16 protein-coding genes, 1 pseudogene and 1 riboswitch are annotated in these 22,902 nt (G+C 67.6%); of the genes and pseudogenes, 4 read left to right on the top strand and 13 right to left on the bottom strand.

Going from position 1 to position 22,902, the window contains the following annotated elements; all coding sequences use genetic code 11:
- Positions 1–30: 30 nt before the first annotated feature.
- Both A5622_RS29040 and A5622_RS08955 read right to left on the bottom strand, forming a co-directional pair.
- Positions 31–180 (bottom strand): annotated as a pseudogene (locus tag A5622_RS29040) (hypothetical protein); the annotation flags it as partial.
- Between the two features lie 17 nt (positions 181–197).
- Positions 198–1,130, bottom strand: a complete 933-nt coding sequence (locus A5622_RS08955; RefSeq protein WP_066877984.1) for a LysR family transcriptional regulator — start codon at positions 1,128–1,130, stop codon at positions 198–200.
- Between the two features lie 397 nt (positions 1,131–1,527).
- On the opposite strand from A5622_RS08955, the gene A5622_RS08960 reads away from it, so the two are divergent.
- The gene (locus A5622_RS08960; protein ID WP_066877948.1) at positions 1,528–2,283 is read left to right on the top strand and encodes a L,D-transpeptidase family protein; all 756 of its coding nucleotides are present in this window, start codon (positions 1,528–1,530) and stop codon (positions 2,281–2,283) included.
- 114 nt (positions 2,284–2,397) lie between these two features.
- Positions 2,398–5,979, top strand: a complete 3,582-nt coding sequence (car, locus tag A5622_RS08965; RefSeq protein ID WP_304441478.1) for a carboxylic acid reductase — start codon at positions 2,398–2,400, stop codon at positions 5,977–5,979.
- 11 nt (positions 5,980–5,990) lie between these two features.
- Here car and A5622_RS08970 read toward each other — a convergent pair whose 3' ends face one another.
- Positions 5,991–6,599: a hypothetical protein gene (locus A5622_RS08970; protein ID WP_066877950.1), complete on the bottom strand. Its 609-nt coding sequence runs from the start codon at positions 6,597–6,599 to the stop codon at positions 5,991–5,993.
- Positions 6,600–6,779: 180 nt separating this feature from the next.
- Between A5622_RS08970 and A5622_RS08975 the strand changes: the two genes are divergently transcribed.
- Complete coding sequence (locus A5622_RS08975) at positions 6,780–7,724, top strand: NADP-dependent oxidoreductase (RefSeq protein ID WP_066865341.1); 945 nt, start codon at positions 6,780–6,782, stop codon at positions 7,722–7,724.
- On the opposite strand, the gene A5622_RS08980 is transcribed toward A5622_RS08975, so the two are convergent.
- Together A5622_RS08980 and A5622_RS29045 are read right to left on the bottom strand one after the other, a co-directional pair.
- The gene (locus A5622_RS08980) at positions 7,716–9,524 is read right to left on the bottom strand and encodes an NRAMP family divalent metal transporter (RefSeq protein WP_066877952.1); all 1,809 of its coding nucleotides are present in this window, start codon (positions 9,522–9,524) and stop codon (positions 7,716–7,718) included. The two genes, A5622_RS08975 and A5622_RS08980, sit on opposite strands and share 9 nt — an antisense overlap.
- A 124-nt stretch (positions 9,525–9,648) precedes the next feature.
- Positions 9,649–9,864 (bottom strand): hypothetical protein, encoded by a 216-nt coding sequence (locus tag A5622_RS29045; RefSeq protein WP_156752899.1) that lies wholly within the window; start codon positions 9,862–9,864, stop codon positions 9,649–9,651.
- A gap of 238 nt (positions 9,865–10,102) precedes the next feature.
- A riboswitch (M-box (ykoK) riboswitch) is annotated at positions 10,103–10,385 on the bottom strand.
- A gap of 100 nt (positions 10,386–10,485) precedes the next feature.
- On the opposite strand from A5622_RS29045, the gene A5622_RS08985 reads away from it, so the two are divergent.
- Positions 10,486–11,145 carry an O-methyltransferase gene (locus A5622_RS08985; RefSeq protein ID WP_066877953.1) on the top strand — a complete coding sequence of 220 codons (660 nt, stop codon included), beginning with the start codon at positions 10,486–10,488 and terminating at the stop codon, positions 11,143–11,145.
- 3 nt (positions 11,146–11,148) lie between these two features.
- Here A5622_RS08985 and A5622_RS08990 read toward each other — a convergent pair whose 3' ends face one another.
- The 8 genes from A5622_RS08990 to A5622_RS09025 all read right to left on the bottom strand — a co-directional run bounded on the left by A5622_RS08990 (position 11,149) and on the right by A5622_RS09025 (position 22,807).
- Positions 11,149–13,143, bottom strand: coding sequence for an acyltransferase family protein (locus A5622_RS08990; protein ID WP_066877955.1), 1,995 nt, complete (start codon positions 13,141–13,143; stop codon positions 11,149–11,151).
- 238 nt (positions 13,144–13,381) lie between these two features.
- A complete protein-coding gene (locus tag A5622_RS08995) occupies positions 13,382–14,809 on the bottom strand; it encodes an aldehyde dehydrogenase family protein (RefSeq protein ID WP_066877957.1) in 1,428 nt (475 codons plus the stop codon).
- A 28-nt stretch (positions 14,810–14,837) separates the two neighbouring features.
- Entirely contained in the window at positions 14,838–16,550 is a 1,713-nt protein-coding gene (locus A5622_RS09000) for a thiamine pyrophosphate-binding protein (protein ID WP_066877959.1), read from the bottom strand.
- Positions 16,551–16,593: 43 nt separating this feature from the next.
- Positions 16,594–17,736: a CaiB/BaiF CoA-transferase family protein gene (locus A5622_RS09005; protein WP_066877961.1), complete on the bottom strand. Its 1,143-nt coding sequence runs from the start codon at positions 17,734–17,736 to the stop codon at positions 16,594–16,596.
- Positions 17,737–17,749: 13 nt separating this feature from the next.
- Positions 17,750–18,700 (bottom strand): SDR family NAD(P)-dependent oxidoreductase, encoded by a 951-nt coding sequence (locus tag A5622_RS09010; RefSeq protein ID WP_066865361.1) that lies wholly within the window; start codon positions 18,698–18,700, stop codon positions 17,750–17,752.
- The gene (locus A5622_RS09015) at positions 18,697–20,544 is read right to left on the bottom strand and encodes an NAD(P)/FAD-dependent oxidoreductase (RefSeq protein ID WP_066877963.1); all 1,848 of its coding nucleotides are present in this window, start codon (positions 20,542–20,544) and stop codon (positions 18,697–18,699) included. The genes A5622_RS09010 and A5622_RS09015 overlap by 4 nt, the downstream gene beginning before the upstream one ends.
- Positions 20,545–20,552: 8 nt before the next feature.
- Positions 20,553–21,953 carry an SRPBCC family protein gene (locus tag A5622_RS09020; RefSeq protein WP_066865366.1) on the bottom strand — a complete coding sequence of 467 codons (1,401 nt, stop codon included), beginning with the start codon at positions 21,951–21,953 and terminating at the stop codon, positions 20,553–20,555.
- A complete protein-coding gene (locus A5622_RS09025) occupies positions 21,953–22,807 on the bottom strand; it encodes an SDR family NAD(P)-dependent oxidoreductase (RefSeq protein WP_066877966.1) in 855 nt (284 codons plus the stop codon). The genes A5622_RS09020 and A5622_RS09025 overlap by 1 nt, the downstream gene beginning before the upstream one ends.
- Positions 22,808–22,902 lie beyond the last annotated feature (95 nt).

Consider the following 22,902-nt stretch of genomic DNA (forward strand, 5'->3'; position numbering starts at 1 on the left):
ACGAGTTCTTCGACGCGCAGCTGTTAGGGCTTACCCGCCGGCGTTGACCGCCGCAGGCGGTGTCGCCGCGCTGGCCGGGTTCAGGTTGGCCAGATGTCCGCTCTCCACCCCCGCCGCCGGGTCGAGTTCGCAGTCGATGATCGACGGCCCCCCGGCGCCGATCGCTTCGGCCAGCGCGGCGACACCGCCTGCGGCGGTCAACGCCGGCGGGTAAGCCCTAACAGCTGCGCGTCGAAGAACTCGTCCAGCGCCAGCTGTCCGGCGGAGGTGGCCAGCGCGCGGGCGATCGGCGTCCCGGGCCCGGTGGAGTTGGTGGCCAGGGCGACATCAGCTTTGAGCACCGGATCAACCATTTCCACCGCCCGGATGTCGCTGCCCAGCGGCGACGTCCACAGCCACGTGTGCGGCACGATGGACGCACAGTTGCCCGCCGATGCCTGCGCGAATAACGATGCCACAGAATCAGTTTCGACCTGCGGGTTGACGACGATGGAATGGTCGGCGAAGGCCTTGTCGATGATCTGGCGATCGCGCATGTCAGGCGTGAGCAACGCCAACGGCATTTGCGCGGCCTGCGCCCAGTTCATCGTCGCCGCACCGGATCCCACCATGTCCGCCGGCGCCAGCAGCACGTAGCGCTCCTGGTAGAGCGGGACCAAGTTCACGTCGTGCGCCTCGTCGGGCGCCGCGTGCACGATGGCGGCATCGAGCTCGAATTCGCGCAGGCGCCGGTACAGTTCGCTTGCGGCGAGCCGGGAAAGGATGTGCACCTTCACCAACGGGTGTGCCGAACAGAACGCCGAGAGCACCAGCGACGCCGTCGTGGACGCGGTGGGGACGGTCCCCAACCGCAGCGTCCCGGTGATGCCCGAGCGCACGGCGTCCACCTCGGATTTGAAGGCGTCGTGCTCGGCGAGAATCCGCCTGGCCCACACCACCAACCGCTCCCCTTCGGGCGTGAGGCCCTCGAAGCTGTGCCCGCGGTTGATCAGCGTGACGTTCAGTTCCCGTTCCAGCTTGGCGATCGAGGCCGACAACGCGGGCTGGGATACGAAGCACTTTTCGGCAGCCCGGGCGAAGTGCCGCTCGGAAGCGACCGCAACGAAGTACTCCAGCTGACGGAAGAGCATCCGCACTCCCTCGTATTCGGGCTCGGCCTTCGGGCACCGATCCGCTGAGGCTAACGCGTTGCCGGCGGGCGGGCCAAGCAAGTCCGGCGTGCGGCCGGCCACCGGGTTGCGGCGAGTGGTCGACACATCCGGGCCGCTCGGCGTCGCGATCCCGCGAGAACCGAAGTATCGGTGCCGCTTTCACGCAGGTGCGGCCCGAGTCCGCTGCCCGGCCCGCGGGACGGCGCTCGGCCACCATGCCCACCGGCCGCGCTGCTGACGCAACTGAACCCGATCGGTGATCGGATCGTGACCGTGGCGAGCGGACCGAGCTGTCATTGTTTGCTGAAACCGGTGGTCAGTGGGTAACCAGTAGGATGTTCGTGTGTTGATCGCACCATCTCGAAGGGTGGACGCTATGCGCCGAGGCGTTCGTTATCTATTTGTTATGGTCGCGATCACGGCGATAGGCCTGATCGCGCCGGTCGGTCGCGGCACCGCCGCGGTGCCGGTACCGCAACCCACCCCCGAAGTTGCCTCGATTTTGCCCGCTAACGGCGCCTTGGTGGGGGTGGCCCACCCCGTCGTGGTGACGTTCACCGCCCCCGTCGCCGATCGGTCGGCCGTCGAGCGGTCGATCCACGTCACCTCGCCCAGCGGTACCCCGGGGCACTTCGAGTGGATCCACAACTCCGTGGTGCAGTGGGTGCCGAATCAGTACTGGCCCGCCCACACCCACGTCTCGGTGGGAATTCAGGCCCTGACGACCGGCTTCGACACCGGGGAAGCGCTGCTCGGCGTCGCCAGCATCTCCAAGCACACCTTCACGGTGAGTAGGGACGGCGAGGTGCTGCGCACCATGCCGGCGTCGATGGGCAAGCCCAGCCGGCCCACCCCGATCGGCAGTTTCACCGCGCTGGAAAAGCAGCGCACCGTGGTGATGGACTCGCGGACCATCGGCATCCCGCTGAGCTCCCCCGAGGGTTACAAGATCACCGCCTCATACGCCGTTCGCGTCACCTGGAGCGGCGTCTACGTGCACTCGGCGCCCTGGTCGGTCGATTCCCAGGGCTACGCCAACGTCAGCCACGGTTGCATCAACCTCAGCCCCGACAACGCCGCCTGGTACTTCAACGAGGTGAATGTCGGCGACCCCATTCAGGTCGTGGCCTGAGCCGCACCGCCCGCCTCTCCACCCGCGTGTGACAACCGTCACAACGGCTGAACGGAAGCCTGCACCGCGGGGGTTCGTTCCGGTAGACGACTGGATCTGAACGAGAGGCGGGCCATGACCGATGAAGCGAAGCGCGCGAAAGGCAGCTCCACAGGCCCGATCAGCGCGGTGCGCCGGCAGGTAGCCCACCGCATCAGCGATCTGGACGCCCGCGACGAAGAGTTCCGCACCACCAAGCCCGAACCCGACCTGCAGAGCGCGGCACGCCAACCCGGTCTGCGGCTGCCGCAGATCCTGGAAATCTTCGCCCAGGGTTATGCCGAGCGGCCCGCACTGGGCTGGCGCGCCCGCTCCTTGACCACCGACCCCGGCACCGGCCGCACCAGCGCGCAGCTACTGCCCCGATTCGACACCATGACCTACCGCGAGCTGTGGGCCGATGTCCGCGCCATCGCCGCAGCATGGCGTCACGACGCCACCAACCCCGTGGCGCCCGGGGACTTCGTCGCCACCGTGGGTTTCGCGAGCGCCGAATACCTCACCATCGATCTCGTGTGCGGCTATCTCGGGCTGGTGGCCGTGCCGCTGCAGCACAACACGACCCCGTCACGACTGAAGCCGATCGTCGACGAGGTCGAGCCGTCCGTATTGGCCGCCGGTGTCGGCTATCTCGACCTCGCCGTCGACGCGGCGCTCGGCAGCTCGTCGTTGCGGCGGGTGGTGGTCTTCGACTACCAGCCCGAGGTCGACGACCAGCGCGAGGCCGTCGAACGCGCGCAGGCCAAGCTGTCTGGCGCCGGCATCGCGGTGACCATCGAGACGCTCGCGCAGGTGATCGAGCGCGGACGAAACCTGCCACCGGAGCCGATGTTCACCGGCGACACCGATGAGCGACTGGCCATGATCATGTACACGTCGGGCAGCACCGGATTGCCCAAGGGCGCCATGTACACCGAGCGGATGCTCTGCAAGCTGTGGACCACCGAACTGATGCCCGACTTCGCGGACACGCCGGTCATCAATGTGAACTTCATGCCGCTGAATCACCTGGGCGGCCGGATACCGCTGTCGACGGCGTTCCAGGCCGGCGGCACGAGTTATTTCGTCCCGGAAAGCGACCTGTCGACGTTGTTCGACGACTGGAACCTGGTGCGCCCCACCGAAATGGGGCTGGTGCCGCGGGTGGCGGAGATGCTGTACCAGCGCTACCAGAGTGCGGTCGACCGACTCGAGCTGTCGGGCGTCGAGACGCCCGCCGCCGAGGCGCAGGCACAAGCCGAGCTGCGTGAGCAGGTCCTTGGTGGACGCGTGGTGACCGCGTTCTGCGGCACGGCGCCGCTGGCGGCAGAGATGCGCGCTTTCATCGAGACCTGTTTGGACGTCCACGTTCTCGACGGCTACGGCCTGACCGAGGTGGGCATGGTGACCAAGGACGGGCGGATCACCCAGCCCCCGGTGCTGGACTACAAGCTCATCGATGTGCCCGAGTTGGGGTATTTCCGCACCGACAAACCTTATCCGCGAGGCGAATTGCTGGTGAAGTCGCTGACCGCCACGCCCGGATATTTCAAGCGACCCGATGTCACCGCCAAGGCGTTCGACGCCGACGGCTATTACCGCACCGGTGACGTGATGGCCGAGCTGGAGCCGGGCCGGCTCGCCTATGTCGACCGCCGCAACAACGTACTGAAGTTGGCCCAGGGTGAGTTCGTCGCCGTCGCGCGCCTGGAAGCGGTGTTCTCCAGCGCGGCTCTGGTGCGTCAGATCTTCATCTACGGCAACAGCGAACGGCCCTATCTGCTGGCCGTGGTCGTTCCGACCGACGACGCCGCCCAGAGGTTCGCCGGCGACGCCGACGGGCTCAAGGCCGCCCTCGGCGAATCCCTGCGCCAGACGGCGAAACTCGCCGAGCTGCAGTCCTACGAGGTGCCCGTCGACTTCCTGGTGGAGACCGAGCGGTTCAGCGAGGACAACGGCCTGCTGTCCGGAGTGGGCAAGCTGTTGCGGCCAAAGCTCAAGGAGCACTACGGTGCTCGGCTCGAACAGCTGTACGCGGAGCTGGCCGAGAATCGGGTGACCGAACTGCGCGCGTTGCGCGAAGGCGCGGCCGAGCGCCCGGTGATCGTCACTCTCACCCGCGCCGCCGAGGCGCTGCTGGGCCTGGCCGGCGGTCCGCCGTCGCCCGACGCTCTGTTCATCGAGCTCGGCGGCGATTCCCTGTCGGCGCTCACGTTTTCCAACCTGTTGCGCGACATCTTCGACGTCGAGGTGCCGGTAGGAATGATCACCGGACCGGCGACCGATCTGGGTCAGCTCGCGAAATACGTTGAGGCCGAGCGTGAATCGGGCTCCCGGCGGCCGACGTTCGCCACGGTGCACGGGCAGGGCGCGACGCAGGTCTACGCCGCGGACCTCACGCTGGACAAGTTCATCGACGCCACCACCCTGGCCGCCGCCCCGACGCTGCCGCACGTGACCGGCACACCGCACACCGTCCTGCTGACCGGCGCCAATGGTTATCTCGGGCGCTTCCTGCTCCTGGAGTGGCTCGAGCGGCTAGCCGGAACCGGCGGAAAACTGATCTCCATCATCCGCGCCGCGGACGCCTCGGCCGCCGCCAAACGGCTGGAGGGTGTCTTCGACAGCGGAGATCCGCACTTGCTGGAGCGGTTCCGCGCCCTGGCCGCCGACCACCTCGAGGTCATCGTCGGCGATATCGGCGAACCCAAACTTGGGTTGGCGCAGCCGACCTGGGAGCGCCTCGCGCAAACTGTGGACCTGATCGTGCATCCGGCCGCTCTGGTCAACCACGTGCTGCCGTACGACCAACTCTTCGGCCCCAATGTGGTGGGCACCGCCGAGCTGATTCGGCTGGCCTTGACGACCCGGATCAAACCCGTCACGTACATGTCGACCGTCGCGGTGGCGCTGTCGGTCGATCCGTCCACGTTCACCGAGGATGGTGACATCCGCACCGTGAGCGCGTTACGGCCGGTCGACGACAGTTACGCGAACGGCTACGCGAACAGCAAGTGGGCCGGCGAGGTGTTGCTGCGCGAGGCGCACGACCTGTGCGGGTTGCCGGTCGCCGTGTTCCGGTCCGACATGATCCTGGCGCACAGCCGCTACGCCGGCCAGCTGAACGTGCCGGATGCGTTCACCCGGTTGCTGTTCAGCTTGTTGATCACCGGCATCGCGCCGGCCTCCTTCTACCAGACCGATCCACACGGAAACCGGGCGGTGGCCCACTACGACGGGCTGCCCGCCGACTTCGTGGCCGAAGCCGTAACCACGCTGGGTGAGCAGATCGCCACGGCCGCTGAGGCTTCCGGGACGTATCGGTCCTTCGATGTGATGAACCCGCACGACGACGGCGTCTCACTGGATGTGTTCGTCGACTGGCTGATCGCCGCCGGGCACGACATCCGGCGCATCGACGACTACGACGAATGGCTGAGCCGGTTCACGACGGCCATCCGCGCCTTGCCGGACAAGCAGCGTCAGCATTCGGTGCTGCCATTGCTGGACGCGTACCGCAAGCCGGAGACACCATTGCGCGGCGCGCCGGCCCCCACCGACGTGTTCCGTGCGGCCGTGCGGGCCGCGAAAATCGGTGCAGACCAAGATATTCCACACCTGTCGGCGGCGCTGATCGACAAGTACGTCGCGGATCTGGGCCTACTGGGCCTGGTGTAACGACGCCTGAGCTAGCCGGGGAGCCCGTGTTTGATCGCGGCATCCTGCTTGCGACCGATGTCGAGGGCGACCGCCGGATCGAGCGGATCGTTGGGCGCGCTGTCGAATTCCAGCGTGACCAGGGCCTTGCCTTCGGTGAAGACCAACACCGTCATCGCCTGGGAGTTGTCCGGTGAGGTGCCCGCAATGGTCACCCCGTTGGCGCCGACGGCAAGCGGTGCCCAGGTCCCGCTCACCTTGCCGTTGTAACTGCCTTGGGTGGTGGCCAATTCGGCCGCTGCCGCCGACGGGTCGGCGGCGATCACGATGGTGTCCCACAACCGGCGGCTGCTGTCGGCGTTGGCGAACAGCTGCGCGACTCCCGGCGCGTTGTTGGGGTTGAGCATGGGTGACTGGGGCGCGGTCAGACCGCCACCGACGTCGTTCGGCTTGATCAACAGGAAGCCGTAATCCGAGGGCTGGCCCGACGGCGGGCCGGTGACCGCGCTGGAACTGGTCGACGTGGGCGAACTCGAAGACGGTGGTGCGGCCTTGTCGGCACCACCGCATCCGGCGCTCGCGGCCCCCGCCACGATGACGGCAACGGCACAGCCGGCGATGCCGATCCGATCAACTCCCACGCGTGTCCCTCCCACGTGTCATCGGTATCCGGCCTGCACCGCGGCTCCCGACACCGCAGGCGAAATGGTGGTGTAACCCAGGCTTGCTACGAACATATGCCCACTCGGCGCCCGGGGGTAGCACTTTGACGTGCCTATGCTGGCGGGGGTGACAGCATCCTCGCGCAGAAGGAGATCGGTATGACGGCCGCAGCGGCGCGCGCAGTACGGTTCGACCGGTACGGGGGGCGCGAGGTGTTGTACGTGGCGGACATCGAGATGCCCTCCCCCGGCCCGGGTGAGGTGGTCGTCGAAGTGCGCGCCGCGGGGATCAACCCCGGCGAGGCCGGCATCCGGTCCGGGGCGATGCACGAGATCTTCCCGGCTACCTTTCCCTCCGGCCAGGGCAGCGACCTCGCCGGCGTCGTCACCGCCGTGGGGGCCGGTGTCACCGAGTTCTCGGTCGGCGACGAGGTGCTGGGGTTCAGCATGCGCCGGTCCAGCCACGCCACGCACACCGCGGTTCCGGTGGGGCAGTTGATCCGCAAGCCTCCCCAACTCGGTTGGGAGGCAGCGGGTTCGCTCTACGTGGTCGGTGCGACGGCCTATGCGGCCGTGCGCGCGGTGGCGCCGCAACGGGGCGAGACGATCGCGGTGTCGGCCGCCGCTGGCGGGGTGGGCAGCCTGGTCGTGCAGCTTCTGGTGTTGCGTCAGGCCCGGGTGCTCGGCATCGCGGGGCCGGGCAACGCCGACTGGCTGCGCTCGCGTGGCGTCATTCCGGTCGCCTATGGTGACGGACTCGCCGAGCGGCTGCGCGCGGCGGCGCCCGACGGGATCGACGCCTTCATCGATCTCTTCGGCCCGGACTACGTCCAGCTGGCCGTCGACCTCGGCGTGGCGCCCGAGCGGATCGACACCATCATCTCCTTCGAGAAGGCCGGTGAAGTGGGCGCCAAGACCGAGGGCAGCATGGACGCCTCGACGCCCGAGGTGCTCGCCGAGATGGCCGAGCTGATCGTGTCCGGCGTCATCGAGTTCGACATCGCCGCGACCTACCCGCTGGACCGGGTCGCCGATGCCTACGCCGAGCTCGAGCGGCGGCACACCCACGGGAAAATCGTTCTGCTGCCGACCAACTCACAGTGACGCGGCCGGGCCGACGACGCCGGCCTGCACGATCTTGATGATGACGAAGGCGACCGCCACCACCAGGTAACCCCGCAGGGTGAACAGCCCCGCCCGGCGCATCGGCGACATCGCCGGCCGATCGAGCAAGGCGAGGTTGGGGGTCTGCCAGCTCGCGCGGTCCTGGCGAAGCATCGCGCGCCGCTCGGCGCGCCTCAGCGAGGCGGCATCTTCGAGTTCGTCCACCTCCCCTGGATCCAGGCCGCCCCCAAGGGTGCGCACGATGGCCTCCGCCTCGGTCGGGTTTCGGTGTCGCCGCCCGGCGACGATCATCACCGCGCCGCCGACGATGCCGAGGACCGCGCCGGCCGCCAGCCCCGCCTCGATGGTGCCGGTCGCGAGACCGGGGAAGAAGGTGGTCGCCGTCAATGCCAGTGAGAGCAGCACCAGACACCACACGATGGTCCACGCAATGATGTTCTGCCGCACCGTGTTAACCCACGGCCCCAACACCGCCCGATCGTTGCACAGCAGCACCAGGAAGACGGTCGCCGAGGGAAGCAGCACGCCGGCTAATGCCTGCACACCCTGGGTCACCAGGCCCAGGATGTGATCGGGGCTGAACGAGATCGCCGCCGAGACCCCGAGCAGCAGCGCGTAACCCCCGTAGAACAGCGGGGCCTCGCTGATCTTCCAGTGCAACGAGTGCCGCCTACCCATGGCATCGCCGACCGCATAGGTGGTCGCCAGCCCGACGGCGTTGGCGCCGATCAGCGACGCATCCAGCAGGATGATGGCGAACAGCACCCCGACCGTTCGACCCAGGTGCTGGGACAACCCCGAGGCGACCGCCCCCGCATCGGTGAAGTGACCCGCGTCGGCGGTCCCGGCCATTCCGAACGCCGCCACCGCCATCAGCGCCGTCGCACCGACCATCACCACGGCGATTCCGATGGCCAGATCCGCTCGGCCATAAGGGATCCAGCGGGCGGTAATGCGCTTGTCCACCACGTTGGACTGCTGGAAGAACAGCTGCCATGGCGCGACCGTGGTGCCCACGATCGCCACCACCAGCAGCAGCACCGTCGAGTTGAGCCCACCGGGAAATTGCGGGATCAGGCCGGCGGCGGTGACTTTCGGGGTCGGATGCACCAGCGCCACCAGCGGGATGATCAGCACATTGACCGCGATCAGCAGGAACATCAACCTTTCCCAGCGGCGGAACGATCCGCCGGCCACCACGGCGAACAGCAGCACGGCGGCGGCCGGGACGGCGACGATCCTCGGGCAGCCCAGGAAGCCGAGAGCCAATGACACACCGATGAATTCGGTCACGATGGTCAAGGCGTTGAGGATCAGCAGGTCCCCGACGCTGAAGGCGCCCCAGAACTTGCCGAACCGCTCGAAGATCAAGCGCGCGTGGCCAACCCGCGCCACGGCGCCCAATCGCAGCACCATCTCCTGGTTGACGTACAGCACCGGAATCAGCAGCGCCAGCGTCCACAACAGGCCCATGCCGTAGTTCTGGCCGGCCTGCGCGTAGGTGGCGACGCCACCGGCGTCGTTGTCGCCCACCATGACGATCAGTCCGGGACCGGTGATGACCGCCAGTGTCCGCAGGCGCCGCCAGCGTCCGCTGAACGCCCGGTACGCGCCGGTCCCGTCGCGCCGGATGCGCCCGAACGCGCCGACGATGTCGCCGGCGTGCGCGGAATCCAGCACGGTAGCGCCTGCGGCGCCGGGGGCTGCGCTTTCCGGCGCGGTAGGGGCCCGGCCAGGCGCCGGGGCCCGGCGACCGCCGCCGGTGTGGATCGAAGTCATCGAATCCTCGCTATCTCGAACAGGTTCGCGCCAGGAGGGAGCGGATGGACACGGTCGTGGTTGCGGCACTCAGCGCGCCGACGGCGACGGGCGGCGCTGTGACGCCCGTCGCCGAGGCAGTGGTTCAGCGGTGATTGCTGTCGGAACCCGAGGCGTGGCCACCCAGCGACGCGGTGACCACCGCGATGGGCATCCTCGAGACGTACAGGTTGGCCCGCTCCTGCGGCGTCAGGCCGGCCCGCAGGTGCAACCTGTTGGCCACCAACCTGCCAGCACGCAGCATGGACCGTCCACGCATCCTGGACGCAACGGAAAAACGTTGGGTAACAACAAAAGCCATGATCTTCTCCTGCCGAAGGGACCGATCGGCATCGGCATGGCGGTTCAGCCGCGCGGGACCAGGCGAGGGTCAGGCGGTGAAAGAAATGCCGGAACCGGATCGGGACAAGACGGATTTCGGATAGGGACTATCGCCGGGACTCATCTCGCCCTCACCTCCTCACGGCCAAGACACACGCGGGTGTCACCACGTTCACCTGAACGAGAGAGGCAGGAATGGCCCGCGGCACACGCCGCGGGTCGCACCCCTCTCGACGGAGCTTCGGCACTGCACGGCGTATCCGGACCCAAATCAATGGTCGCGACCCGCATCGCCCGGCTTCGCCGCGCTTGCGATCGCTCCCAGATCAATGGTCGCGACCCGCATCGCCCGGCTTCGCCGCGCTTGCGATCGCTCCCAGTCCAGAAGCCACTTGGGCTCAACCCTTAGTCCGGGAAGAGCTGTCCTGACCCGGGGCGTCTCTCGACGTTCGGGGTCAGTGGCCTGTATCCATGCAGACGCCTCACCTACCGAGGTGCTTGCGGGTCCATAGTGACACCGTGGTCGCAGGCTCGTCAAACGCGTAACAACCGCCACCGCACTCCCAGCGCCCGCTCAGGCTGCACGCCTAGGCTCGTTGCCATGACCACAACGTTGCAGGATGCCCGGGTCGCATCGGTACTCGACCGCATGTATGCCGAGTCGAAGAAGCAGATGTCGCTGTTGCGCGAGCGGCGCGGCACCTTCGATCGGCCGATGACCGCGCAGGAGCGGGCCGATGCGATGAGCGAGTTCTACATTCCGGTGACACCGGAAGCCGGCCGGCTGCTGTATTCACTGATCCGGGCCACCCGCCCGGCCACCGTCGTCGAATTCGGTATGTCCTTCGGCATTTCCGCCGTACACCTGGCCGCCGCGGTGCGCGACAACGGCACCGGCCGGGTGGTGACCACCGAACTGAGCGACACCAAGATCGCCGCAGCCAAGCAGACGTTCGCCGAGACCGGCTTGGATGACGTCATCACCATCCTCGAAGGCGATGCGCTGTCCACGCTGGCGGAATTGCCGGGACCGGTCGACTTCGTCCTACTCGACGGCTGGAAAGACCTGTACCTGCCCGTGCTCGAACTGCTGGAACCGCGCCTGTCACCCGGGGTGCTGGTGATCGCCGACAACGCCAGCTCGGCCGACATGGCGCCCTATCTGGACCGGGTGCGCAACCCCGACAACGGCTACGTGAGCTTCAACTTCCAGGTACGCGATAGCGACAGCATGGAAATCAGCTGCCGCACAAGCGGTTAGCGGCTACCGCAGCGATTCCTCGAGCCACGGCGTCAGCCACTTCACCCCTTCGGGGGTGAGGTGGACGCCGTCGCTGCGCACCTTGATGCCGTCGACCTTGGCGGTGTAGACCCCGTCGGGACACAGCTTCTTGTTCAGATCGAGGATCGCGACGTTCGGATGGTGGCTCACGGTCTTGCGCAACATGGCATTCCACAGGTTGACCCGATCCGGCTGGTCCTCCGGATACAGGCGGCCGTCCGGCTTTTCCCCGCCCCGGCTGTACGGGACGGTGGCGACCACCACGTGGACACCGGTGCCGCCGACGATGGTCAGCGCCCGTTCGAGCTCACCATTGAGGTAGGCGTCGAAGGTCGGGTCGCCGATGTGGGTCCACTGCCCCTCGTTGACCCGGTCCACCGTCTCCCAGCGGCCGATGACCAGCAGCGCGACGTCCGGCTGGTCCTGGCTGACCTGCCTCGACCAGCGGATCGGCCAGCCGTCACACTCGGACCGTTGTTCCAGGGTCTGGCCGATGTAGCGGTAGGGAGTGCCGCGCACCAGGCTGCATCCGATGACCGTGTGATCCAGAAACGCAAACCCCGGCGTCGGAGGCAGGTAGTGCATCCAGGTCCACCCGATGGAGTCCCCGAACACCGAGACGGTGAACGGCCGGTTGGCATCTCGGGGCCGGCTCGGGCCGGGCGCTGACGGCGAGACCGCCGCGACCGCCGAGACACCGGGCGGCAGACCGACCTCACGCAGACCGGGCCCGGTGCCCACCGGAACCACCAACAGCGTCACCGCGGCGGCGCTGGCCACCGTCGCGGCCGCCAGCGGCAGCAACGGCACCCGTGCCGGTCGCCAGCACCGAATGGGTTGTTCGAGCAGCCAATACGACACCGCGGCCGCCACCAGCGTGGCCCCGCACCGCACGGCGAACAACGGCAACCCGGTCCACCCGGTGCGTTCGCCGTTGAGCGCCAGGAAGATTGGCCAGTGCCACAGGTACACGCCGTAGGAGATGGTGCCCAGCCACACCAGCGGGCGCACCGCGAGCAACCGGGCGACGAGCCCGCGCTGCTCGAGCGCGACCGGTGCGATCACGATCACGGCCGCCACCGCGACCCCGATCAGCAAGCCGTGCCGGAATTCGCCGCTGGCGCCGGTGGCGTAGTGCGTCGCCGCCGCCAGTCCCACCAGACCGAGCACCGGCAGGATTCGGGCCACCCGACGACCCCACCGGGTGCGAATCATGCACCAGCCGCGGTTCATCGACGGCCAGTCCCGAACCAGCAGGGCGGCCGACGCCGCGCCCACCAGCAACGCCTGCGCGCGGGTATCGGTGCCGAAGTAGATCCGGTCGCGGGTGCCGTCCGACGTCATCACGATCGCGGCCGCCGCGGAGGCCAGCGCGCCCACGGTGGCGATCAGGAACGTGGCGAACCGCACGCCGCCGACCGTGGCTCGGCGCGAGTGCCGCCTCGCGCGCGCGGCGAGCAACAGGGTGACCGCGATGAGCAACACCGGCCACACGAAGTAGTACTGCTCCTCCACCCCCAGGGACCAGGTGTGCTGCAGCGGCGAGGGCGGGGCGCCCTGGGTAAAGTAGTCCGTCTTCTGGGCGACGAAGCGCCAGTTCGCCATCCACACGAAGGCGGCGATGGCGTCGTCGCGCAGGCCGGTCAGCGACCGGTCGGGCAGCAGCTGGCGGGCCGCGGCCACGGTGAGCACCATCAGCACCAGTGCGGGCAGCAATCGTCGCGCGCGCCGAATCCAGAAGCCGGTCAACTCGATGCGACCGCTGCGCCCCAACTCGTCCAGCAGCAACGAGGTGATCAGGAAACCGCTGAGTACGAAAAACACGTCGACGCCGATGAATCCGCCTGTGACGCCGGGGATGCCGCCGTGCCCGATGAGCACCAGCGCGACGGCGATCGCGCGCAGCCCGTCGAGTGCCGGGATTCCGCTGGCCCGCTCCGGCCGGTCCCAGATCGCCAGCCGGCCGACCCGGCGCACGGGGGCGACCCATCGGGGCCGAGAACGACGAGCCGGTGCGGGGTGGGACCCGCCCGGCTCGGTGCTTTCTGTCAGCGCGCCGTAACTACCATCTCGCCCGGCGCCATGGTTGATGCCGATACGTCGCTGCCCCTCCTGTTGAGTTCAGCAAGCCAGCCTAGAGGCGGGCCCGCCGGATCACGTGGAGGACACGCGAGGTGTTTTCTGTCGTGCTGCGTTCGGGTTTCGGCCCGACGCGTCAGGCCTCGTCGGGCGCGTAGCCCAGGGTGCTCTTGACTTCCAGGTACTCGTGGAAGCCGAACTCGCTCCACTCGCGACCGTTGCCGCTGCGCTTATAGCCGCCGAACGGCGCGTTCATGTCGAAGGCGTGGTTGATCGTCACCCAACCCGCGCGGATCTTGCGGGCGACCTCGCGCGCGGTGTCCAGGTCGGCCCCCGACACGAAGCCGGCCAGACCGTATTCGGTGTCGTTGGCGATCTGGACGGCGTGGTCGAGGTCGTCGTAGCCGAGGATGCACAGCACCGGCCCGAAGATCTCCTCGCGGGCGATCGTCATGTCGTTGGTGACGTGCGCGAAGACGGTCGGCTTGACGTAGTAACCCTTGTCCAGTCCGGCCGGCCGGCCGGGGCCGCCCGCGACCACGGTCGCGCCCTCGTCGACGCCCTGCTGGATCAGGCGCTGAACCTTCTCGAACTGAGTCCTCGACGCCACCGGCCCGATCGCCGTCGCCGCACCGTTGCCCACCGCGATCTGTTCGGCGGCTTCGCGCGCGAGGCTAATTGCCTCGTCCATCCGGGAATTCGGCACCAGCATGCGCGACGGCGCGTTACAGCTCTGCCCGGAATTGGGCATCATGTTGGCCACGCCGGCCCGCACGCCGTCGGCGAAGCCACCGTCGTCGAGGACGATGTTGGGGCTTTTGCCGCCGAGTTCCTGGGTGACTCGCTTGATCGTGGGCGCGGCGTTCCGGGCGACCTCGACACCGGCGCGGGTGGACCCGGTGAACGACACCATGTCGATGTCGGGATGGCTCGCCAGGGCCACACCCACGCCTGCGCCGTCGCCGTTGATCAGGTTGAACACCCCGGCCGGCACGCCTGCGGCGTCCAGGATCTCGGCGAAGATGTAGGGCGAATACGGCGCCACCTCAGACGGTTTCAGAATGACGGTGCAGCCTGTCGCCAGCGCCGGGTAGACCTTGACCGCGACCTGGTTGATCGGCCAGTTCCAGGGTGTGATCAAACCGCAGACGCCGATCGGCTCCTTGGCGATCAGGGTCGCGCCCTTCTGTTCGGAGAACGGGAAGTTCTTCAGCACGTCGATGGCCGTGGTCAGATGCCCGATCCCGAGGAAGACCTGCGGCCCGGCGGCCAGCGAGGGCGGGGCGCCGATTTCCTCGGTGACCGCCTGCGCGAGATCGTCCGCGCGCTTCTGGTATTCGGCGAGGATCGCCTGCAACAGGTCCAGGCGCTGTTCGCGGGTGCTTTGCGACCAGCCGGTGAAGGCTCGCCGGGCGGCGTTGACCGCCACGTCGACATCGGCGGCCGACCCCAGCGAGATCTTCCCGGACACCTGCTCGGTCGCCGGGTTCTCCACGTCGAAAGTGTTGGGCCGCACCGGGTCGACCCACTGTCCGTCGATGTAGAACTTCAGGTATTCGCGCATGACATCGATCCTCTTTCTCCTGCGGGCCCTACTGAGTGCCTTCGGCGTACCAGGTCCGGAATCGGTCGTACTTGGGCATCTCCTCGGAATTGGCCTTCGGGTCGATGCATACGTGCACCACGCCGACTTTGCCACTGGCGTAGGCGCGGGCGATCGCCGGGCCGATCTCGGATTCCTTCTCGACGTACTCACCGTGGCAGCCGAAGCCCTCGGCGACCTTGTCCATCCGGACGTCCTTGCTCCAGTGCACACCGGGCTGCGGCGACGGCTGGGAAAAGGTGCGCTTGTACACGCCCACCTCCAGGCCCCACTGGTGGTCGACGCCCACCACGCACACCAGCGGAAGATTCTGCCGCGCAGCGGTTTCCAGCTCGGCGATGTGGAACAGAAACGCCGAATCGCTGGTCAGCAGCATCACCGGGCGCTTGCCACCCTCGGCGACCGACGCCCCGACGGCGTAGGGCAGGCCGGTGCCCAAGTGGCCGAAGTTCTGGTTCCAGATCACGTCGCGCGGCTTGGACTGCGAGTAGGTCCACTGGAAGATCACCGTCGCGCCGCCGTCGCGCACGAGAATGCCGTCGTCGAGTTCGTTGAACGCCTTGGTGGCCTCGACGACGTAGCGGGCCGGGTGGATCGGTGAGCGGCCGGACGGCGCCGACTCGGCCACCTCCGCAAGCTCTTTCGCATCCTTTTCGACCAGAGCCTGTAGCTCCGGCGCGGGCTTGCGCGGGGCATCCTTGAGCGCGTCCACCAGCTGCGGCACCACACCACGCAGATCGCCGACCAGCGCCACGTCGACCGGGCGGTTGACGCCGATGGCGGCCGGATCCTGCTCCACGTACACCCACTTGCGGTTCGCGTTGTTGGCGCCCCAGTGCTGGGTCCGGCCGTAGTGCATCGGCTCACCGAGCTCGGTGCCCAGCGCGACGCACAAATCGGATTCCTCGACGGCCTCGTTGGCCGCGGGCGAGAACAGGTAGGGGAACGTGCGCTCCTGCAGACCCGGGATGTAGGACGTGCCGCCCGAGGTCTGGATCACCGGGCACGCCATCAGCTCAGCGAGCTCCTTGACCTGCTGCTGGGTGCGGGAGGTGTGCACGCCGTGGCCGACCAACAGGATCGGGCTTTGCGCCGCCCGGATCAGCTTGACGGCCTCGGCCACTTCGCGGGTGCCGGCGCCCTGGTTGACCAGCCGGTAGGCCGACGGTGGCGGGGCGGCGTCGACGTCGAGCTCCTCGAGGATGACGTGCGACGGGAACTCGACGTAGGTCGGACCGGGCGTGCCGGACATGGCCCTGCGGATGGCCTCGTGGATGATCTCGTCGGTCTGGTCGGCGTACTCGATCGAGCTGCTGTACTTCACCGACGCGGTGAAAAGCGGTTCCTGCTGGACGAATTGGATGCGGCCGCGCCGCACTCGGCGCTCGGTCACCCGGGCGCGCTGCCCGCCGAGGAAGATCACCGGCGAGTTCTCCACCAGCGCGCACTGGATCGCTCCGGCGATGTTCGCCATGCCCGGGCCCAGCGTGCCGATGCACAGGCCGGGGTTGCCGGTCATGCGCGACGCCGCCTCGGCCATGAACCCGGCGCTCAGTTCGTGATGCGGAGCCACCACCGACCACCCCCGCGCGTCCGCCTCGGCGAACATGTGCACGAAGTTCGGGTCGGGGATGCCGAACAGGGTGTTCACGCCCTCGGCCTCGAACAGGTCGAGAATGCGTTTGTAGACGGGCACAGCCATCGTTGGAAACTCCTTCGCTGACAAGATATTTCGTTGGTAAGCGTTATGCCGGGTTCGCGTCCACGGCCAAGCCCAGCTCGGCGAGCACTTCTGCGGTGTGTGCGCCGAGGTCCGGAGCCGGCCCCGCGACCCGGCCCGGTGTCTGCGAGAACCAGGTGGGCACCCCCGGGAACCGCACCGGCCCGTGCGGGCCGTCCACCGTCTCGAACATGCCGACGGCGTTCAGATGCGGGTCGTCGAACAGCGCTTCCGGCGTGTTCAGTGGCGCGGCCGGTATCTCGAGTTCACGAAACAGCGCCAGCCACTCCGCGGTGGTCCGCTCCTTCATCGTCTCGGCCACCAGCCCGTAGACGGTGTCGATCTCGCGGGCGCGTTGCTCCAGCGTGGCATACAGCTCGCTGGCCCACGGTGGCTGAACGGCTTTCATGAACGCGTTCCAGTGCTTGTCGTTGTAGATCAACGCGGCGATATGGCCGTCGCTGGTGCGGTACGGGCGGCGATTGGGCGCCACGGTGCGCGGATACACCGCCGGCCCGAGCGGAGGGTCGAACAGGGCGCCGTTGGCGTGTTCGACGAGCATGAACGAGGCCATGGTTTCGAACATGGCGACCTCGACTTCTTGCCCCTGCCCGGTGCGTTCGCGATGGAACAACGCCATCGTCGTCGCGTACAGCGCCGTCAGCCCGGCGATCTTGTCGGCCATGATGGTGCCGACGTAGTCGGCCTCGCCGGTCAACTGTTGTTGCACCGCGGGCAGGCCGCATTCGGCCTGGATGGTGTCGTCGTAGGCGGGCCGGTCGCGATCGGGTCCGCGGCGCCCGTACCCGTAGCAATTGGTATAGACGACAGCGGGATTGATCGCGGCGACGTCGTCGTAGCCGAAGCCGAGCTTGGCGATCGCCTTGGCCCGCATCGAGTGGATGAACACGTCGGCCGTCTCGACCAGGGCGCGCAGCTTGACGGCGCCGGCGTCGGTTTGCAGGTCCAGCACCACGCTGCGCTTGCCCCGGTTGACGTTGACGAACACCCCGCTCATGCCCGGGGCGGGGCCCACCGAGATGTAGCGGGTGTTATCACCCTGCGGGGGTTCGACTTTGATGACGTCGGCGCCCATGTCGGCCATGATCTGCGTGCAGTACGGCCCCATCACCATCGCGGTGAGGTCGATGACGCGCAGCCCCGCCATCGGGCCGGTCGGGCTAGCCATTGAGCGCTCCTTGATCGGTTAACCTCTGAGCCAGCTCGAAGCTGTAGCGGATGTGCTCGTTGTGTCCGTCGGGGACGACCGGGAAAATCAGCGGTGCCTCGGCGTATCGGATCGCGTCCAGGTGGGCGCCGACCTCTTCGATGCTCCAGGCCGGACGGCACACTCCCGGGCTCTCGGCGATCACCGCCCGCGCCACCCGACCCGCCAGCGCGATGAACAGTTCACCGGTTACCGAACAAGACTCGTGCGCAAGCCATCCCACCACCGGCGCAACGAGTTCCGCGCCCATCGGCGGATAGGCCGATGTGTCGATGCCCTCGGCCATGCGCGTCACCGCGGCCGGCACGATCACGTTGCACCGCACCCCCTCCGCGGCACCCTCCAGCGCGACGACATTGGCCAGCCCGATCACGCCGGCCTTGGCCGCCGCGTAGTTGGCCACGTCGTGGTTCCCGTACAGCCCCCCGATCGACGACGTCAGCACGACGCGGCCGTAGCCCGCGTCGCACATGAGCGGAAAGGCGGGCCGCACAACGTGAAACGCGCCGCGCAGGTGCACGTCGAGCACGGCGTCGAAGTCGTCGTAGCTCATCTGTTTGAGCGAGCCACGGCGGACGTTACCGGCGTTGTGGATCAATATGTCGATGCGTCCGTAGTGCTCGAGCGCGGTCGCTATGATCTCCTGGCCGCCGTCGCGGGTCGCCACCGAGGCGCCGCAGGCGACCGCCTCGCCGCCGGCCGCGGTGATCTCCCCGACCACCTGCTCGGCCGGGCCGGCGTCGGCGCCCTCGCCGTCGAGGCCGCCGCCGGCGTCGTTGACGACCACCTTGGCCCCCCGCGAGGCGAGCAGCTGCGCGTACGCACGGCCCAGCCCGCGGGCCGCGCCGGTCACCACGGCGACGCGGTCGTCGAATCGAAGTTGGGGCGCAACGGTTTCGGTCAAGCGCCGAGCACCAACCCTTCCAGCTCCCCCTTGTCGCGCCAGACCCGCAACAGGTCCTCGAACGCGTAGAAGCCGGGGCCGTACGGTTCGCCCAGGTGCGACCGGATCCCCTCGCCCCCGCCACCGCCTTCGTTGTTGTAATAGCCGGGCGTGCACTGGGCGTCGAACGCCGAATTGTCGATCGCGGTTTCCCGGATCGTCGCGCACCACTGCTCCTGCGCCGCTTGGCTGGGTTCCACGGTGGTAGCTCCGCGCTTCAGCGCCTCGGCGATGATGTACGCGATGTGCTCGCCCTGCAGCTCGTAGTTGGCCGCGATGTTGGCGGAGATGCCGACCTGGGTGAAGCCGGTATAGAACTGGTTGGGGAATCCTCGGCTGGTCATCCCGTGCAGCGTCTTGTAGCCGTCTCTCCAGTAGTCGAACAGCGACAGCCCGTCCCGTCCCTGGATGGCCTCGATCGAGTAGCGGCGGCTGATCTCGGTGGTGATCTCAAAGCCGCTCGCGTAGATGATGCAGTCGACCTCGTACTCGATACCGTTGGCCACCAAGCCCTTTTCGGTAATGCGTTCCACGCCTTTGGAATCGGAGACGTCGACGAGGGTGACGTTGGGCCGGTTGAACATTGGCAGGTACTCGTCGTTGGACAGCGGCCGCTTGCACAGGAATCGGTAATAGGGCTTGAGCGCCTCGGCGGTCTGCGGATCCTCGACCAGCGCGTCGATGCGGCGGCGCAGCCGCTCCATCAATTTGTAATCCTCTTCCTCCCGAATCGCCATGAACTGCTCGGGCGTCATGGCCGCGGGGTCGGGCAGGGCGAGCACCCGGGCGGCGGTGTTGCGTCCGAGCTCGGTCCAGAAGTCGCACACCAGATCCGGCTGGCCCAGCGCCATGCCCTCGAACGTCCAGGAGTGGAAGTTGCGCTGGCGCTCCCGCTGCCAGCCCGGCCGCAGGGTCTTCACCCATTCCGGGTCGGTGGGCGCGTTGTTGCGCTCGTCGACCGTCGAGGGGGTGCGCTGGAAAACGTAGAGATGCTGGGCGTCTCGCGCCAGGAACGGGACGATCTGGATCGCGGTGGCGCCGGTGCCGATCACGGCGACCTTCTTGTCGGCGAGCTTGTGCAGGTTGCCGCTGGTGTCGCCGCCCGTGTAGTCGTAGTCCCACCGCGACGAGTGGAACGCATGGCCCTTGAAGTCCTTGATCCCGGGAATGCCGGGCAGCTTCGGGCGGTGGAACGGGCCCGAGGCCAGCACGACGAAGCGGGCGCGGATGTCGTCGTCGCGGTTGGTGCTGATCCGCCAGCGCTTGATCTCTTCGTCCCACCGCAGGTCGCGGACCTGGGTGGAGAAGATCGCCGAATCGTAGAGGCCGAAGTGCTTGCCGATGTTGCGGCAGTGCTGGTAGATCTCGGCGCCGTCAGCGAATTTCTTCGACGGCATGAAGTCTAGCTCTTCGAGAAGTGGTATGTAGCAGTATGATTCGTTGTCGCACTGGATGCCGGGGTAACGGTTCCAGTACCAGACGCCGCCGAAGTCGCCGCCGAGTTCGATGACGCGGACGTCGTCGACGCCCGCTTTCTTGAGGTAGGCCGCCGACAGCAGGCCCCCGAAGCCACCGCCCAGCACCGCGACGTCGATGTCCTCGCGAATCGGCTCGCGCGGGGACACGGGTGTGTACGGGTCGACTTCGTAGTAGCCGGCGAAGTCGTCCTCCAACTCGATGTACTGCTTGGAACCTTCCTTGCGCAGCCGCTTTTCGCGCTCCCAGGCGTACTTCTCGCGCAGCGCGTCGATGTCGACGTCCTCGGGTGTCTGGGTGGGCCCGCAACCGTCTTGGTGCTTTTCCATCTCAGGGGTCATGCCTGGGGGCGCTCCTTGTCTGAAAGCTCTCGGGGCTCACCGGTGCCCATGTACCTGGACAACTGGTAGTGCAGATTGACCGTGCTGCGCTCGCGGTACGGGTTGGGCTTGGTGCCGGGGAAGGCAAAAGACTTCATGCCCTGCTGCACGGCGGCCATGTTGGAGAAGTCCTGCGGCAGCACCGATCGCCACCTGGGGTCCCCGACCGGAGTGTATTCCCATTCCGTCTGCGGCTCTTGGCCTTTGGGGTACAGCTCGAAGACCGACACCTCGAAGATGCACTTGTCCGGGTTGTAGCTGGGATGCGGTCGCGCGCCGTAGCACAGCGCGCTGGTCAGGCCCTGGCCGATCTGGAAGTTCGGGAAGATCTGCCATGCGGTCCCGGCCTGCCCCAGGATGTCGGCGGGGATCGTCGGCCAGATCACGCCGCGGGCCTCGTCGTCGCGGCGCGCCGAGGCCAGCCAGTGCTCGAGGACCTTGTCGGCCGGTGTCCCCTCGGGCAGCTCGTCGACCAGTCGCTTGGCGGCGTTCACCAGCGTCTGGGTGGTGGTGGCGTTGGTTTCCTCCATCGTGTACACCTGCATCTCGGCGGTCGACACGCGGGGATCGGCGCCGATGCCGAGCCGGATCTTGGACTTGGTGGCCTCCATGTCCTCGGGCGCGTCATAGCCGATGTGGCTGTGCTTGCCTTGGGCTTTCGCCCACCCCTTGAACTCGCCGAACCTGTTGAACTCGGGATGTGTGGTGTAGACGTGGTAGGTCTCGTTGAAGGCCTCCAGCGCGACCTTCCAGTTGCAATCGAACGAGAGCCACTTGCGCCACTTGTAGCGCATGTTCTCCAGCCCGAACGGGTCGAGGATCTTCGCGGCGGGGAACAGGAAATCGGCGAGCGGCTCGCAGTCGGGGTCCATGTTGATCCACAACCAGCCACCCCAGGTATCGACCCGCACCGGACGCAGGTGGGTGTTGTCGGGGGTGAGCGTGCCCTGCCAGTCCTGCTGTTCGCGAATATGGGTGCACGCGCCGTCCAGGCCGTAGGTCCAGCCGTGGAAGCCGCAGACGAACGACTTTCGGGTACGCGCGCAGGCGTTCTTGGCGCCGTCGGGGGTGTCGATCAGCCGGCGGCCGCGGTGCATGCACACGTTGTGGTGGGCGTGGAATTCTGCTGCGCCGGTGCGGACCACGATGATCGAATCGTCGAGGATGTCGTAGGTCAAGTAGCTACCCACCTCCGGCAGCTCCTCGACCCGGCCCACCTGCTGCCATACCTTGCGCCACAGCTTGTCCCGCTCGGCGCGGGCGTAGTCCTCGGAGATGTAGGCCTCCACGCCGATGGTCATCGGTGCCGAGAGTTCCTCGGGCGCTTCGGGATTCGCGCCCTTGGCCAGATCGGTCATCACATCCTCCTGATTGCCGCGCGGAAGGATTCGTCCTTGAGGAATAGCGAAGTGTTGTCTGCGCCGAGGTGGCTCCACTTGAGGTCCAGCCCGCCGTCGACGAGCAGCGTCTGGCCGGTGATGTAGCTCGACATCTTCGAGAGCAGGAACAGGATGGCGCCGGCCTGCTCTTCGGGCCGGCCGCGGCGGCCCATTGCGATCGCCTGCCGGTCGCGATCGGGATCCTCGTCGACGTACGTGCGCGAGGCCGCCGTCTCGGTGACGCCGGGCGCGACGGCATTGACCCGAATGCCAGCCACCGCCAACTCGAGTGCCATCGTGCGGGTCATCGCCACAATCGCGGCCTTGGCCGTGCCGTAGGCGATGTGGAACGGCGCGGTGTTCATGCCGCTGATCGAGGAGATCGACACGATCGATCCCGGCTGGTGCCGCGCGACGAGCTCGCCCGCCACGGCCTGGCTCATGAAGAAGGCCGTTTCGAGGTTGTCGGCGAAGATCTTGCGCCAGTCACCGCGCGCCACCCGGGTGGACGGCATCCACGTCGACGGCTCGGCGCCGCCGGCGACATTGACCAGCCCGTACAGGTCGCCGCCGGCACGGCGCGCGTGGTCGAGCACCGCGGCGATGCCCTCGTCGGTCGACGCGTCGGCGGCGAGGGGCAGCACGGGCAGGCCCTGCTGTGCCAGCGGGGCGATGTGTTCGTCGAGGTTTTCCTTCGACCGGCTCACCGCGATCACGGTGGCCCCGGCCCGGGCGGTCATGGCCGTGACGGTCGTGCCGATGCCACCGCCACCGGCGCCGGAAACCACGACGACGCGCCCGTCGAGTCCTAGGAGATCCCCGTGATTGGCCATGACCTGCTTTCCCCTGCCGCCTGGCGTCGCGTCACCCACGGCGGCATCGGTAACCTTTTGTCCGGACAAAATATCCCATTCTGCCCGTTGGAGAA

Origin of the sequence: Mycobacterium sp. 1245801.1 (genome assembly GCF_001673055.1) — a bacterium.
In the GTDB taxonomy this organism is placed as follows: domain Bacteria; phylum Actinomycetota; class Actinomycetes; order Mycobacteriales; family Mycobacteriaceae; genus Mycobacterium; species Mycobacterium europaeum_A.